We start from the raw sequence: 15,051 nt of genomic DNA, 5'->3' as shown, positions 1-15,051 counted from the left end.
TGGTTCAGCCCACAACGAAAGTTGAAAGATCTGTGTTAATTACACAGACTTTCTTATAAAATAATAATCAAAACATGCAATGGACCAGATGATCAACTGACACATCTTTAATATAGCGCTCTAGGTCAACGGCATTCAATATCTTTTTGATGGAGTGGGGGGCATGGCGGCATCCCGTAAGCCGTTTTTCCATATCGCTGACAGGATCAATGCCGAAAAAATCGCCGAAAATGCGAATACCTTGAATTGTGCCGTCTTTTACTTTCATCCGGATATCAATTGTGCCGCCGGGGGTGCGGATGGATCTGGAAAAATCATAAGCAGGGGAGTCACCAAAATTCCAGTCCCATTGGCGGTATCTTTTTTGGGCAAGGTCGTTAATCTGTTTTAGATCATCATCACTGAACTGTGACAATAGAGCATCATGGGCGTTTAGCATATGCTGGCCAAGATCATCCATGAATTGCTCAACCGTTGGATGCGCCACAAGATATTTTCTGATATTGGTTACCCGGCTTCGGATGGACTGCACGGCCTTATCCCTGTATTTCTCAGGGTCCGCCAAAAGTACGGTGGCCAACATTTCCAGGTTCACATCAAAAAGCAGGGTGCCGTGGTGCAACACCCGGTTTTTGTGGATATGCTGTGCATTTCCGGAAATTTTAAGCCCGTCCACAGACAGGTCATTGCGACCGTCAAGCCTGGCCGGCACAGACCGTTGATTAAGGTACTCAAGGATCGGCCGGGTATAGGAGGAAAAATCAATTTTTTTTGCGTGCTCTCCCACCTTGATGAACGTAAAGTTGATATTGCCCAGATCATGGTAGACCGCCCCGCCGCCGGTAATCCTTCGAGCCACTTTGATGTTATGTTTGTGCACAAATTCATGATTGATCTCGGATAAGGTATTTTGATTCCTGCCGACAACGATTGTATTGTGATTACGCCAAAGCATGAAACAGTCTTCATTGGTATTTTTCAATAAATATTCTTCGGCAGCAAGATTGAAAGCCGGATCAGTCCCGGTATTTAAATAATAACGCATCATGGGTTCCTGTAATACTATTCAGTTATTTTATATAGCTTTGGCTACAGCTTGGGGTTGTTCCAAATCTCAACACATCTTTTTTAATGTTCCATTTTCGAACACGTTGTAAATTGATCTCTCTTTTCTATAAAATTAATTAGCTGATTTTATAAGATTTTTATTTATAATTCCCGGTATAAGTTTTGCAATACTATATGTCATGAATTAAGGCAGCCAATTACAATCAATGGGCATCTGATAATTTGTCCATCCATTAGAAAGCAATAAGGAGAATCAAATGAGCAGTGCACCGGAAAAAGCAGCCCAAGCCATGACATATTTACAGCAATACGCATCAGAAGAATACGGAAAATACCTGCAATTCACAGGCTCGTTAGGTAAAATCGGAAATTTGCCTCCCGTAACCCAGGAACTGATACTTGTAAGCTGTGCGGTTGCGTCCCAATGCGATATGTGCATTACATTGCACATTGAAAATGCCGCCGCCTTAGGCGCTGCCAGGGAAGACATCCTCCAGGCCGCGATGTTGGCAGTGGCCATGGGCGGTTCCCCAAAGCTTATGTATATGTCCTATGTGTTTGAAGCACTGGAAGATTTATTTGATTAATAACCATATTTTAAATCAACTGATTTTGGACGAAAACTTGCCCGGATGCACGGTAAGTTCTCGTCCAAACAAAAAAATTTAAACAAACAATCCATCCCCTGAAGCATTGCCAAGTCCTGGGTGAATGTCGAAACGGACAACCCCCACGGGAATTTTTCCTTCCACCGCCTCAGTGATTATGGCAGTGCCCTTGTTGCCGAAGCCGCCGCATAATTCAATGGCACCGATGCCTTCTGCCAGAAGCTGCTTTGCGGTTTCTGCTGCCTGGTCATAATTTTTTACAGCCACGGCAATCAATTTCACCTTTGGTGTTTCAACCCACTGCCGGTGGGTTTTGGGATCTGCTTCAGGCGCCACAAAAATAAATGCGGCTTTTAAAACATCTGACATCATTCTCTCCTTAAATATAATTTTTTCGGACCGGATTTAACTGCCAGTGGTTGTTACCATAATTTGATTTTTTTGTGCATAGGACATGGTTTTTCGAATATCAATGACCAGAGGTCCATCGGCTGACAACCGAATCATAGCAGATTGATCAGGCTTTATCGAAACTTCCCGTTCACCATCAAGAGCCAGTACGCAACGGCTGGCCTCCACGTTCACCGATTCGCCCACTTCCATAAAATGCCAATGACTCACCCCGACGTTTCGAAGAAGCCCCGGGGCAATTGCCGCAGTAACCTTTTGTTTGGCACTGTCTTTAAGCTGTAGATACAAGCCCCGGTGTTCCTGGGGCGAAACCTCAGCCAATTGGCCACCAACAGCAGACAAGCCAATGGAATCGGGCCGGCACCGGGTCAAAAAAAGCTGGGTCACTTTTTCCATATCCCAGATTGCCCGGGATGCAATGAATCGATCATTATAAACGGCTACATCTACCAGGGCCATATCCACCAAGGTGTTGTCCAGCAAGACATCAAGTTGGCAGGAACGGTATACCCCTGCAGATACCGGGACCTTTTCAGTGGCGATGAGCCCTGCAGCAATCCCGCCGATGGTTGCCTCAATCATATATGAAAACACATTGTTGGTTCCCGTGGATATGGGCAGCATTGGTGTTTTGCCGTTATTTTTTTTTGCAACGGCTCGGCAGGTGCCGTCACCGCCCAAGACGATAACGGCATCCACCTCATGTTGGCCGACCCACTGGCCTGCAGCAATAGAGTCGCATTGATTGCCTTTGGCCATGATAGGCATTTCGGCCAGATCCAGGGCAGTGGTTACGCCCTGTACAGCTCTTGGGACTATGGCATATTCGTCGGGCATGTACCAGACACGGGTGACCCCGGCCGCTTCAAGACCTGTCAGCAGCCGCCGGACAATACGAACCTTTTCCTGGTTATCAAATACGCTGCCGTGGGCCACAAGCCGACGAATATCTTTTCCTGAAACGGGATTTGCAATGATACCGACGCAAGGCACAATCCGTCCCCCCTTTTGAATTACTCCCGCATTTTTTTTGCCGCTTTGACAATCTGCTCAACGCCCGGAATAAAAGCCTGTTCCAGGGGTGGAGAGAACGGTACCGGTGTAAACGGTGCACCAACCCGGACAATGGGTGCATCCAGCTGATCAAAGGCGTCCTCTGCAACCCGGGCAGCAATTTCAGCCCCTGGGCCTGCGGTTTTAACCGCTTCATGGGCAATTAAAAGCGCATGGGTTTTTTCGACTGAAGTAAGAATGGTATCCATATCCAGCGGAGAAAGTGTTCTTGGATCCACGACTTCAGCATTAATGCCGTCTTTTGCAAGTTGTTCAGCAGCCTCAAGTGCCGTTAAAACCATCTGGGAGGTTGCCACAATGGTCAGATCTTCACCCTCTTTCACAACCTTGGCTTTGCCGAAATCAATGGTGTATTCCTCGTCGGGGACTTCGCCTTCAGTACCGTAAAGCATTTTATGTTCCAAAAATATGACGGGATTGTCATCCCTGATGGCGGAAATCAAAAGTCCTTTTGCATCATAGGGGGTTGCCGGAATGGCCACCTTCAGGCCCGGCACATGCATGAACCATGCTTCCAAGGACTGGGAATGCTGGGCTGCAGCACCGACACCCGCCCCCTGGGGCATTCTGAGCACCATGGGGATTTTGGCCTTACCCCCAAACATATACCGCATTTTAGCAGCCTGGTTAAAAAGCTGATCCAGGGCCACACCGATAAAATCCACAAACATCAGTTCCGCAACCGGACGAAGGCCGGCTGCTGCAGCACCTGTGGCTGCGCCGACAATGGCACTCTCGGTAATGGGCGTATCTCTGACCCGGTCTTCACCGAACCGGTCAAAAAGGCCCTGGGTAACGCCAAAACAACCGCCGAACTGACCGACATCCTCACCGAAAATCAATACATTGGAATCCCGTTCCATTTCTTGTCTGAGCGCTTCATTTATGGCTTGTAAATAAGTTTTGGTTGCCATGATTCCTCCTTTATCATTTTAACATTTGGCTAATGCATCTAAACAAGGTCGAAAATCACTCAGGCATAGACATCTTGGGTGAGATCAGACACATCCGGCAAAGGACTTTCCAGCGCAAATGATACGGCTGCATCAAGGTCGCCCTGCACTTTCTTATTCAGCTCCTCAAGCGCTTGTGTTGTCATAATTTCTTCTTCAACAAGTTTCTTCTCATACAGGGCAACCGGGTCCTTTTCCTTCCAGGCTTCAAGCTCCGCTTCACTGCGGTAAACACAGGCATCCCCTTCAAAGTGCCCCCGCCACCGATATGTCTTGCACTCTATCAGAGAGGGCCCCTGGCCGTTACGGGCACGCTTCACAGCTTCAAAAACAGCTTCATACACGGCAAGGACATCGTTTCCATCCACCACCACACCAGGCATGTCATAGGCAGAAGCCCTGTCGGCAATATCTGTGATGGCCATGGATTTGCTGGTCGGGCATGAAATGCCATACCCATTGTTTTCATTTACGAAAACCACTGGAAGCTTCCAGGCGCTGGCAAGGTTCAAGGCTTCCTGGGTGGTTCCCTGGTTGGACGCCCCGTCACCGAAAAAGCAAACTGCCACATTGTCTTGTCCACGGTATTTGATGGCCAGTGCCGCACCGTTTGCTATGGGACCGCCGCCGCCTACAATACCGTTTGCGCCCAGAATACCCAAGTCTACATCCGCAATGTGCATGGAACCGCCTTTCCCCTTACAATATCCGGTGGTTCTGCCGAAAATTTCGGCCATCATCAGGTTTAAGTCGCCACCTTTGGCAATCACATGACCATGCCCCCTGTGGGTACTGGTGATGTAATCCGTATCACGCAGGCAGGCACATGCACCAGCCGCAATGGCTTCTTCCCCAAGATAAAGATGGACGAATCCGGGAATTTTCCCATCAGCAAAGAATTTCTGGACCCTGTCTTCAAAATTCCGAATTTTAATCATGGTATGAAGCATCTCAACCATTTGCTCATTTGACAAACTCATTTTGATACCTCCTTGGCTTTTTTCGCCCTAAATTAATTTTAAAAAAAATTAAGGCCGGCTTGTGTTCTGTTTAATTAATGTCCACCCATACGGTTACCGCCGCATTGGCCACGATAATGGTGTTGTCGCACCCTTTGGCAAACGTATCTACGCATATCCCTTTGGCACACATCCCCCCCAGAATGGCGGTAACAGATTTGGTTCCCACCGGGAGCTGTGCTTTTACCGCCTTTTCATCCACCAGATCAGGTTCCGGGCAGGCCACCAGGACATCCACATGCACACCCTGGAACTGCTGTAAATTTAAGACCTCGAGGATGCCGCACAAACAACTTCTGGAAACAGCGTCTTTTACCGCCCGGCAGGCAGCTTTGGTTACATCGTTTCCATGCAGATCTGCCCCTGTTCCTAATTCTACAACAAACCGTTTTCTGGCCATTTTGCTTCCTTTCATTAAAGCGTGTACCAGTGCTACCCTATAAGCGTGAACGGATCTTCAAGGTAATCTGCCAATGTCCGTAGGAATGACATGGCCGGAGCCCCGTCAACAACCCGGTGGTCAAAGGTCAGGCTCAGGGTCATCATGGTCCGGATACAGATCTGCCCGTTGTGTACCGCAGGTTTTTCCCTGGTGCGGCCCACGCCAAGAATCCCTGTCTCCGGCGGATTAAGAATCGGGGTAAACCCATCCACACCGATCATGGAGACATTGGTAATGGTGAATGTGCCGCCTTGGATCTCATCCATACTCAATTCATTGCTTCTGGCTTTTTTGGCCAATTCCCGGATCCGGACTGCAATGTCCATAAGGCCTAAAATATCCGCCATTTTGACATTGGGCACCACCAGACCGTCTTCCAGGGCCACGGCAATCCCCAAATTGACATTGCCGGCAAGCTCAATACCTGCGTCTGTCAGGCAGGAATTCATGATAGGGTGATCCTTCAGCGCCCTGCACACGACATAGGCGATGATGTCGTTGTAGGAGACCCTGGGCAGATCTGTGCCGACGTATTTTTTACGCAGCTTGTCCCGGAGTTCAACCATGGGGGTTACATCGGCCTCTACAAAAACGGTGAGTTGGGCTGCATTGTGCAGACTTGCCATCATGTTGTCTGCAATAACCTTTCTCATGCCGTCCATGGGGATAACGGTTCCTGGAATTAGTTTTCCGGTTCGCAAATGGGCCGCCGATGGGTGAATGGCTTTTAGAACATCCGCTTTGGTGATCTTCCCGCCCACCCCTGTTCCAGGAACCAGGCTAATGTCAATCCCTGCCTTTTTAGCGGCTTCAAAGGCAGAATCACTGGCATATACCGCGGCTGCCGTCCCAACCGGTGCCGCGGGCGTTGCGTCAAGCTTATCCTTATAATCACGAACATCTTGTTCGACGACCCGTCCCTTTGGTCCGGTTGCCGGCACATCAGCCAGATCAATGCCCAAGTCTTTGGCCAGACGCCTGGCAAGGGGTGATGCCGGAATAAATCCGGATTTTTTAGGCTTTTCCTTTTCAGCGACTGGTTCCGGATCACCGGATTTCCCGCCTCCTTCCGTTATTACTACTGCTTGTCTGGGTTCCGGTGTTTCTCCTTCTTCGGCCAGGACGGCAAGAATTGTCATGACCGGCACGGTTTCTCCCTCAGGCACCACAATCTGGTGTAACGTCCCATCTCCTGGTGATTCCACCTTATTGGTAATTTTGCTGGTTTCCACCTCAAGCAAATCCTCGCCTTTGGTTACGGTGTCTCCTATGGCCTTCAACCATTTAGACACCTTTCCTTCTTTCATGGTCAGCCCCCATTTGGGCATCAAAATTTCAACAGCCACTTTATTCCTCCTCAAAACGTAAATCTTATACTGATTTCGATTGAAAATTCTTACACCGCTTTAACTCGTATTCATCATTCATCAATAAAATTTAGCAAGACAGGTGCCAAACAAATTTCTCTTTTAAATTCGGTAAGATAAGAAAAATTTATTTTTGAGTGTTCTATAATTGAACAAAAAAATAAAATTTGAATCATAACTTGAATTATTATAATATAACCTCAGCGTTGAAACGAATTACTGAGAGGTTCCCCCCATGTATGAACTGATCAGACAAAAAAACGGTTATCGGATTGCTAAAACCCGCCATTCTAACGGTATTGGAAAATCTACGCCCCCACGACGCTCCAGCCTTAAACAGTTTTCTCCTGTGGATTTTAAATCCTGGCGCAACTTTGTTGACACCGGTACCGCAGACATCGCCTGTATGAATAAACTTGTTCTAAATTCCTGGCATAGATGCCGCAGCATGGGGGTGGACCCGACGTCAGGCCGATGCGAGGACTTTCGTCCTGTAAAGGATCTGTCTTCGGAGTTGATCAGTTTAAATGATCTTGTTTCAGATACCATTGAATTTATCTATGACATGGTCAGGGACCGCGGGTTGCTGGTAACCATATGTGATGCCGGCGGGCATGTGATATCCATGTTCGGGGATTACCAGACACTTCAGATGGCGGATACTCTTAATTTTGGTCCCGGAGCCAACTGGTCGGAATGCAGCGTTGGCACTAATGCCATAGGAACAGCCCTGGCAGAGGGTCAAAGTCTCCAGGTGTCAGGCAGAGAGCATTTCTGTGAAAGCCATCATTCCTGGACCTGTTCCGCCGCACCCATATTTAATCTGGACAGCCGTGTCATTGGATGTGTTGATATTTCCGGTCCCATGGCCGCCAATCACACCGATGCGCTAAACCTGGCGTTCAAAGGTGCACGAATTCTGGAGAGCCAACTCATCCGGCGTCAAAGCATGGAGTTGCGCCGCCAGTCTGCCCAGATCATATCTTCGGCATTTAATACGGTAATGACCGGCCTTGTTTTTATCGATCTTGCCGGCAGGATTCAAGTGGCCAATCCTGTTGCCGTATCCCTGCTTGGAAAAGAGAACCATGAACTTATGGGAAGCACCTTGGATGCCTGGTGCAAAATGGAATCCGCCCTGGAAAATATGGCTGCGGCCCCCCTGATGAACGCAAAAAAAGGCCTTTCACTTAAATGGAGCCTTACCAATCCCATGGATGTCCGTTTATTTCCTGTCATCACATCAAACAATGTACTCATGGGTTTTCTGGTGGTGCTCAAGGAACTGCAGCGGGTACACCGGATGCCCCTGCCAAAAGCGCAGCTTAGGGAACGCCGTGACCCATTTAAAAACATCATTGGCCAAAGTAACGCCATTGTCCGGGCACTGGACACGGCCAAACGTGTTGCTAACACGGCAACCACCGTTTTGATCACCGGGGACAGCGGTACGGGCAAGGAAATTCTGGCAAGATCCCTGCATGATTTCAGTTCCCGGTCCAAGGGACCTTTTGTGGCAGTAAACTGCGGAGCCATTGCCAAAGATCTGATTCAAAGTGAACTCTTCGGTTATGCAACAGGTGCGTTTACCGGTGCAAAAAAAGGAGGGAATCCAGGTAAATTCGAACAGGCGTCAAACGGTACTCTGTTCTTAGACGAGATCGGGGAGATGCCGCTTTTTTTACAGGTAAATCTTTTAAGGGTTCTTGAAGAGGGGCAGGTGACCCGGCTTGGCGGGACAAAACCTGTTTCCATTGATGTCCGCATTATTGCAGCCACCAATAAAAATTTAAAAAAACTGGTTGAAGAAAAACAATTCCGGCAGGACCTTTTTTACAGGCTTAATGTGGTAAGAATTGCACTTCCGGCCTTGTCCGACAGGGTTGATGATATTCCTTTGCTTGCACAGTATTTTATCCGAAAATTGTCCGAAAAAATGGGTCGGGAAGTCAGGAGCGTGGAGCCGGGCTTTTTATCGACCCTGAGGGCTTACGACTGGCCCGGAAACATTCGGGAGCTTAAATACGCCATAGAAGGGGCCATTGCGCTCATGCCGGAAAACCACTTGTCCGCCGAATGCCTGCCTGCTGACCTCAGGCATCAGGTATCCGGCTTTGAGCCGATAGAACCTGAACCTGTGGAGACCCATACCGATTTCACCCTCAGTTCCCTGGAAAAGCAAACCATCCAAAAAGCACATCACCATTTTTCAGGAAATATTTCCAAGATGGCAAAAGCACTAGGCATCGGCCGCAATACCCTTTACTCAAAACTAAAAAAATATCAGCTGACCGAATAAGAAGGAGCTGCCTCATATGGCATATGGGACAGCTCTTTTCTGAAGACAAAAAAACCAAACCTGATAATCAGGTCGGTTTAACGACGATTTTAATGTTTGTTGCCTTGTTGTTGACTAATTCATCAAACCCTTTTTCAACAATATCCTCTAACTTAATCCGGCCTGTAATCAATGGGCTTGCCTTTATTTGGCCGGCGGCAAGCAAACTGCCTACGCCCTGAAAATCGTCAATGGTATAAGCTAAACTGCCAATAACCATTTTGTCCGTACCGCTTAGACTAAAAAAATTGAACGCGCTTGGTTCCTCAAAAATACCAACAATAACAGCTTTGCCATTGTTGCGGATCAGATCAACAGCCAAGGGCGCAGTATCTTTTTGGCCGACGCATTCAAAAGAGACATCAGCCCCGGAACCATTGGTCATCTTCTTGACCTCGGCAATAACATCACAGTCACTGGGATCAAGAACGATGTCGGCCCCGCACGCCTTGGCAAGTTTTTTACGTGCTTCCGCTATTTCAATACTCACGACTGTTGAAGCGCCGGCCGCTTTTGCGCACATGACTGTGCCCAGACCAATGGTACCGGCGCCTATAACAACAACGGTTTTACCCAACAACGAACCGGCCATACGGACTGCTTTAAACCCAGTGGCAAGCGGTTCAATAAGAGATGCTGCTTCCAGATCAAATCCTTTTGGCAATACATAGCAAAGTTCTGCCGGAACATTGACATATTCTGCAAAAGCCCCGTCAGCCATAAGTCCGGTAAAGGCGAGTTTTTCACATACATTGTAGCGCCCCTCGCGGCAAGTTACACAAACACCGCAATGCTGACAAGCGTCAGGCGCAACGTAATCGCCAACGCGGACAGTTTGTACGCCGTCTCCTATGGCGACCACCTGTCCGGAAAATTCATGTCCTAAAACGATGGGCGCTTTTGCTCCTGTCAGGGGATGCGGCGCCATTGGAATAAAAATCGGGCCTGCAAGATACTCATGCAGATCAGACCCGCAAATTCCGCACCAGGCAACTTTTATCTGAGCTTCACCAGGTTTGGGTGCGGGTGGGTTGGGTATTTCTTCCACGCGTATATCTTTTTTCCCATACCATTTAGCTGCTTTCATGATAAATTCCTCCATAAGTTTCGAGCAATGTGTCGTTTTTGTTTCCTTTCCCGCATGGTATAGCGCGGGCATATTCGGCAGCAAACACCAATGCACGCATGCATATAACGGCCATGGGCCGTCCTTGATCTATCTACACCCAGGCTTCGGCCCGCAACAAAATATGGAAGTAACTCAACAAGTTGTTGATACTTTCATATAACAGCCATGGGCTGACCTGACATATCAGCACCGAGGTGTAGCCCACAACAAAGTAAGAAAGTAATTCAACAACTTATTGGAACTTTCTTATAAAACTGCATAAAGCAACCTTTATGCCGAGTCCGGATTAAAGGTAACTGCAGAAGGTGGAAAGAGGAGGAAAGAAGGGATCTCATTTCTGTGTGTTCACATTCCGAACAATCAGGCAGGGAAAACCGGCATGATTGTAATTCTATATTTTATCAAGTTCTGCCTTGATCTGAAATGCCGCGTCTTTAGAGGTGTATTTTTCGGTGTCAATGGATATATCGGCAAGTGCCTGGTACAATGGATTTCTGACTTCAAGCATTTTTTGTGTTTCAAGGGCAAGGCTGTCACAGGTAAGGTCCGGTCTCCGCTCGGTATTGTTTTCATCTTTGCGGATTCTGTCCGTCAAAACAGATGCCTCGGCATAAAGATATACAACCACACCATTCTTTTTTAAGAACTGTCTGTTTTCTTCGGCCAGGATGATTCCCCCGCCCGTGGCGATAACTGGACCATTTTTCAAATCCAAATTCATAAGTGTTTCAGTCTCTTTTGCCCTGAAATAGGGCCAGCCGTGCCGGGCCACCATCTGCGCAATGGTAGTATCGTAAGTTGATTCCAAAACCAGATCCGTATCGAGAAACGTTCTGCTCAATAATTCGGCAAGATACTTTCCGGTACTGGTTTTGCCGGTACACCGGTATCCGATCAGAAAAATAGGGTCCATGGTCTCTCCTTTTTAAAGCGCATCAAAAAGCTGCCAGAATGTGGGAAATGATTTTTCCACGCACACGGGATTCTCAATTTTCATGCCGTCCACCCGAAGGCCTGCAACGGCAAATGCCATGGCAATGCGATGGTCGTTAAAGGTTTCAATGACTGCCCCATGGGGTGTACCACCGGTAATTTCCATAAAATCGGGTCCCTGTACCGCTTTAATTCCCATTTTGGTGAGCTGGGAACACACCGCATCAATGCGGTCGCACTCCTTAACCCGAAGATGACCGATATTGGTAATCCGGGTGGTGCCTTGGGCAAATGCGGCGGTCACCGCTACAGCAGGCACGGCATCCGGGGTATCGGACATATCCACATCCACGCCGTGCAATGACTCCCCCTTGACCCGCAGAACCCGGCCGTCATGATTTACCGTACAGCCCATCTGTTCAAATATATATGCCTGTTTTAAATCGCCCTGCAACGAGGTGGTGCCGATATTATCCACGCCGATATCCGCACCGGTTACCGCACCGGTTGCCCAGAAATAACCGGCATTGGAAAGATCGGGCTCCACGGATCTGGTTCCGGCAGTGTATATCTGGGCCCCCGGGACTTCATAGCAGGTGTCGGAAATCTGAAAGGCATTGACCCCGAACTGATTCATCACATCCAAAGTTAAATCAATATATGGCTGGGATACGGCAGGCCCTGTCAGGTCAATCACAAGGCCCTGGTCAAAAAAAGCCCCGGCCATGAGCAGAGCAGACAGGTATTGGCTCGACCGGGAACAGTCAAGAAGAGTGCGCCCCCCTGCCCTGTCACCGCCCTGGATGACAACCGGCGGTGTGCCTTCATTGTTTTGGGAAGATGCACTGATCCGGATACGGCCAAGGGCATCTAAAAGTTCACCCATGGGGCGCTGACGCATGCGTGCATCTCCGGTCAGGGTGTATGGGGTACTGCCAAGGGCAGCAATGCCTGCTAAAAGGCGCATGGACGTGCCTGAATTACCAAGGTCTATGGGATCCGGCCAGGGCTTAGGCCGTCCGCCGAACCCTGTGACCGACAGAACACCGTCCTGGCTGCTTTCGATTTGAGCACCCATGCACGCCAGGGTTTTGCGGGTAAGGGAAATATCCTGGCTGTCCAATACATTATAAATTTCAGATACACCGTCAGCCAGGGCGGCACAGATCAGCATCCTGTGTGAAATACTTTTGGAGCCCGGAATTTGGACCACCTGGTCCTGGATTTTTCTGGAAATTACCTGCTTCATGACGCTCTCCTTTAATCAGTCGTTAATATCGTGCTCCGCATCAAATCCGTATCAGGTGCTGTACCTGTCCATAATTCAAACTGAGCCGCTGCCTGGGCAATGAACATGGACAGGCCGTCGATGGTTGTACAGCCCTTTTGCTCCGCCGTTTCAAGCAGCCGGGTTCTCAACGGGGTATATACCACATCCATCACCACCATTTCAGGTATTAATGCCTCCGGCGGAAAGCTTATTTCATCCACCTTAGGTGTCATGCCGATGCTTGTGGTGTTGATGACCACATCCGCCCGGATGCTTGCCATTTCGCCAGCAGGTATAAACCGCGCGTTAACCGCTTCCGCAAGGGCCTGGCCTTTTTGTTCGGTTCGATTGGTGATGATGATATCCCCGTCCTGGGCTGCAATACCATGGGCAACGGCCCGGGCTGCGCCGCCTGCACCCACAATGCAAACGACCTTTCCTGAAACACCAAAGGGGATAAGGGGTGCAACAGCAGCCTGACAATCCGTATTATAGCCCTTTAACACGCCGTCTTCATTGACTATGGTGTTTACGGCACCAATGGCCCGGGCTGTGGGATCGATCCAGTCAAGATGTTCCATGATAGATTCCTTGAACGGAATAGTCACCGAAGCCCCCCGGATATCCAGCGTACGCACGGCCTGTACCGCGCCTGCCGCATGCTGCACCTCAAAGGCAAGGTAAACGGCATTGATACCCTTATTTTTAAACGCTGCATTATGGATCACAGGGCCTTTAGAGTGCCTGGCAGGGTTGCCGAATACACAATACAACCGGGTGGCCGCGTCAATCATTGTAATATCTCCTGTTTTTCAAAAATCGGGTACGATCCCAACACCTTTAGATACAGGGCCTGGCTTCGAATCTGTTCAATGGTGTGAAATACGATTTCATCCTGGATGTGCCCTTCAATATCCATAAAAAAATGATAGCTCCAGTTATAGTGACGCGTGGGCCTGGATTCTAGTTTAACCATGTTCAGGCCGGATCTGTTGACAGGCGAAAGCGCCCTGAAAAGGGCACCCGGGGTGTGGTTTGTGGCAAACATAATAGATGTTTTATCATTCCCCGTTCTTTCAGGACGGTCTCCCCCGATCACAAGGAAGCGCGTAATGTTGCCGGCACGGTCCTGTATTTTTGATGCCACCGGCAGCAGGTTATAAAAATGAGCTGCTTTGCCCGATGCAATGGCGGCAATCTGTTCATCTTTTGAAGCCATAAGTGCCGCATTTGATGTGGAACTGGTTTCCATGACTATGGCATGGGGCAGATGTTTCTTCAACCAGTTTTTGCACTGGGCAATGGCCTGGGGATGCGAATAGACGGTTTTAACGTCTTTGAGTTCCCCTGTGATGGATAACAGATCATGGGAAACGGGCTCATAATGTTCTGCCGTAATTTCAAGGTCAAATTCGGCAAACAGATCAAGGGTATAGTTGACAGCCCCTTCAATGGAGTTTTCAACAGGCACAATACCGAAATGAAGTTCCTTTCGCTCGATATTGTTGAAAATATCGAAAAAACCGGGCTGTTCTACAAATTCCCCGCAGTGGTTGAAATAATGCAGGGCTGCAATATGGGAATGACTGGCAAGGGGTCCTAAATAACCAACAGTCTTTGGCTTCTGGATTTCCCGTGTAGCCGTGATGATCACATTGAAAATATATTGAATCAGGCTTTCATCCGCAGGGCCGGGGTTGAGCCGGAAAAGCCGCTCAATCACCATACGTTCCCGCGTTCGATCCAGAATCTGGCTGCCTTTTTGTTTTTTGATCTCCCCCACTTTTTTACCGATCTGAAGACGCTGGTTGATCAATTCAAGAATACGCTCATCAATGCGGTCAATTTCTTCACGAAGCGGAGACAGTGAGGAAGGGCTGTCCCCTGTTTGCTTTTGATTCTCTTTTTCCTTGATTTGCCGGTCAGTCATGTCAATGTCCTTTTTTATAATCTGCTTTAAATAAAAAAAACCGCCTCAGGCCTTGCCTGCTGCGGTTTTAGTGATTTTGGTTAAATTTATGGGAAAAATCAATTGTCCACAGGCAGGCCATCCTTTCTATAAAATCGAGTGCTAAAATAAAAATTTTTGCTAAAGCTAAAGATCATTAACCTGTGTTTCCCTTTATATTTTTTTAAGACCATATACGTTGGATCTGTTTCTGTCAATAGATTCAAACTCAATACAGTGCTGACGCATAAATAATAAAAGGTCGGCCGAAGTTGTTCCGCCCACTCCTTTTTGGGAAAATTCCGCCTTTCCTTCTTTCAGAAGGCATCGGAAAGGTAGTTCTTCCTACACAAACCATGGCCTGTACCGAAGATTTTCATTCCGTCCGGGCATAGTTCTCCCCCATTCCAGGCTTGAAACTGTTTCGATTACCTGTCCGTGGTTGCCGTCTCACACTAATCGGAGTTGAAAGGGGGCGGACAGACGCTCTT

The 15,051-nt window shown here is 48.4% G+C and carries 14 protein-coding genes; 2 read left to right on the top strand and 12 right to left on the bottom strand.

Going from position 1 to position 15,051, the window contains the following annotated elements:
- Positions 1-67: 67 nt before the first annotated feature.
- Complete coding sequence (gene lplA / locus B147_RS0122045; protein ID WP_211216964.1) at positions 68-1,048, bottom strand: lipoate--protein ligase; 981 nt, start codon at positions 1,046-1,048, stop codon at positions 68-70.
- Positions 1,049-1,325: 277 nt separating this feature from the next.
- Here lplA and B147_RS0122040 point away from each other — a divergent pair, with 277 nt between their 5' ends.
- On the top strand, positions 1,326-1,655 hold the full coding sequence (locus B147_RS0122040; RefSeq protein WP_020589378.1) for a carboxymuconolactone decarboxylase family protein: 330 nt from the start codon (positions 1,326-1,328) through the stop codon (positions 1,653-1,655).
- 78 nt (positions 1,656-1,733) lie between these two features.
- Here the strand turns inward: B147_RS0122040 and B147_RS0122035 are convergent, their stop codons facing one another.
- From B147_RS0122035 to B147_RS0122010, 6 genes are all read right to left on the bottom strand, one after another.
- A complete protein-coding gene (locus B147_RS0122035) occupies positions 1,734-2,048 on the bottom strand; it encodes a DUF6506 family protein (RefSeq protein ID WP_245569080.1) in 315 nt (104 codons plus the stop codon).
- A 33-nt stretch (positions 2,049-2,081) separates the two neighbouring features.
- Positions 2,082-3,080 (bottom strand): ATP-NAD kinase family protein, encoded by a 999-nt coding sequence (locus B147_RS0122030; RefSeq protein ID WP_020589376.1) that lies wholly within the window; start codon positions 3,078-3,080, stop codon positions 2,082-2,084.
- A 20-nt stretch (positions 3,081-3,100) separates the two neighbouring features.
- On the bottom strand, positions 3,101-4,075 hold the full coding sequence (locus B147_RS0122025; protein WP_020589375.1) for an alpha-ketoacid dehydrogenase subunit beta: 975 nt from the start codon (positions 4,073-4,075) through the stop codon (positions 3,101-3,103).
- A 59-nt stretch (positions 4,076-4,134) separates the two neighbouring features.
- Positions 4,135-5,094: a thiamine pyrophosphate-dependent dehydrogenase E1 component subunit alpha gene (locus B147_RS0122020; RefSeq protein WP_020589374.1), complete on the bottom strand. Its 960-nt coding sequence runs from the start codon at positions 5,092-5,094 to the stop codon at positions 4,135-4,137.
- A gap of 70 nt (positions 5,095-5,164) precedes the next feature.
- Entirely contained in the window at positions 5,165-5,533 is a 369-nt protein-coding gene (locus B147_RS0122015; protein ID WP_020589373.1) for a Lin0512 family protein, read from the bottom strand.
- Between the two features lie 32 nt (positions 5,534-5,565).
- Positions 5,566-6,921, bottom strand: a complete 1,356-nt coding sequence (locus tag B147_RS0122010; RefSeq protein WP_020589372.1) for a 2-oxo acid dehydrogenase subunit E2 — start codon at positions 6,919-6,921, stop codon at positions 5,566-5,568.
- A 256-nt stretch (positions 6,922-7,177) separates the two neighbouring features.
- Between B147_RS0122010 and B147_RS0122005 the strand changes: the two genes are divergently transcribed.
- Positions 7,178-9,241, top strand: coding sequence for a sigma-54-dependent Fis family transcriptional regulator (locus B147_RS0122005; protein WP_020589371.1), 2,064 nt, complete (start codon positions 7,178-7,180; stop codon positions 9,239-9,241).
- A 67-nt stretch (positions 9,242-9,308) separates the two neighbouring features.
- Here the strand turns inward: B147_RS0122005 and B147_RS0122000 are convergent, their stop codons facing one another.
- The 5 genes from B147_RS0122000 to pheA all read right to left on the bottom strand — a co-directional run bounded on the left by B147_RS0122000 (position 9,309) and on the right by pheA (position 14,542).
- On the bottom strand, positions 9,309-10,367 hold the full coding sequence (locus B147_RS0122000; RefSeq protein WP_157237995.1) for a 2,3-butanediol dehydrogenase: 1,059 nt from the start codon (positions 10,365-10,367) through the stop codon (positions 9,309-9,311).
- 433 nt (positions 10,368-10,800) lie between these two features.
- Positions 10,801-11,322 carry a shikimate kinase AroL gene (aroL, locus tag B147_RS0121995; protein ID WP_020589369.1) on the bottom strand — a complete coding sequence of 174 codons (522 nt, stop codon included), beginning with the start codon at positions 11,320-11,322 and terminating at the stop codon, positions 10,801-10,803.
- 12 nt (positions 11,323-11,334) lie between these two features.
- Positions 11,335-12,591 carry a 3-phosphoshikimate 1-carboxyvinyltransferase gene (aroA, locus tag B147_RS0121990; RefSeq protein ID WP_020589368.1) on the bottom strand — a complete coding sequence of 419 codons (1,257 nt, stop codon included), beginning with the start codon at positions 12,589-12,591 and terminating at the stop codon, positions 11,335-11,337.
- An 11-nt stretch (positions 12,592-12,602) separates the two neighbouring features.
- Positions 12,603-13,406 carry a shikimate dehydrogenase gene (locus tag B147_RS0121985; protein ID WP_020589367.1) on the bottom strand — a complete coding sequence of 268 codons (804 nt, stop codon included), beginning with the start codon at positions 13,404-13,406 and terminating at the stop codon, positions 12,603-12,605.
- Entirely contained in the window at positions 13,403-14,542 is a 1,140-nt protein-coding gene (gene pheA, locus B147_RS0121980; protein ID WP_020589366.1) for a prephenate dehydratase, read from the bottom strand. The genes B147_RS0121985 and pheA overlap by 4 nt, the downstream gene beginning before the upstream one ends.
- Positions 14,543-15,051 lie beyond the last annotated feature (509 nt).

The organism is Desulfobacter curvatus DSM 3379, assembly GCF_000373985.1.
GTDB lineage: Bacteria > Desulfobacterota > Desulfobacteria > Desulfobacterales > Desulfobacteraceae > Desulfobacter > Desulfobacter curvatus.
Note: the sequence above shows the minus strand (reverse complement) of the source record. Positions and strands in the feature narration are given on the sequence as shown.

Bases quoted from the DNA above. Each gene is read 5' to 3' on its own strand.
- aroA (WP_020589368.1), bottom strand. From the start codon at position 12,591: ATGAAGCAGGTAATTTCCAGAAAAATCCAGGACCAGGTGGTCCAAATT.
- B147_RS0122020 (WP_020589374.1), bottom strand. From the start codon at position 5,094: ATGAGTTTGTCAAATGAGCAAATGGTTGAGATGCTTCATACCATGATT.
- B147_RS0122000 (WP_157237995.1), bottom strand. From the start codon at position 10,367: ATGAAAGCAGCTAAATGGTATGGGAAAAAAGATATACGCGTGGAAGAA.
- B147_RS0121985 (WP_020589367.1), bottom strand. From the start codon at position 13,406: ATGATTGACGCGGCCACCCGGTTGTATTGTGTATTCGGCAACCCTGCC.
- B147_RS0122015 (WP_020589373.1), bottom strand. From the start codon at position 5,533: ATGGCCAGAAAACGGTTTGTTGTAGAATTAGGAACAGGGGCAGATCTG.
- aroL (WP_020589369.1), bottom strand. From the start codon at position 11,322: ATGGACCCTATTTTTCTGATCGGATACCGGTGTACCGGCAAAACCAGT.
- B147_RS0122040 (WP_020589378.1), top strand. From the start codon at position 1,326: ATGAGCAGTGCACCGGAAAAAGCAGCCCAAGCCATGACATATTTACAG.
- B147_RS0122005 (WP_020589371.1), top strand. From the start codon at position 7,178: ATGTATGAACTGATCAGACAAAAAAACGGTTATCGGATTGCTAAAACC.
- B147_RS0122035 (WP_245569080.1), bottom strand. From the start codon at position 2,048: ATGATGTCAGATGTTTTAAAAGCCGCATTTATTTTTGTGGCGCCTGAA.
- pheA (WP_020589366.1), bottom strand. From the start codon at position 14,542: ATGACTGACCGGCAAATCAAGGAAAAAGAGAATCAAAAGCAAACAGGG.
- lplA (WP_211216964.1), bottom strand. From the start codon at position 1,048: ATGATGCGTTATTATTTAAATACCGGGACTGATCCGGCTTTCAATCTT.
- B147_RS0122025 (WP_020589375.1), bottom strand. From the start codon at position 4,075: ATGGCAACCAAAACTTATTTACAAGCCATAAATGAAGCGCTCAGACAA.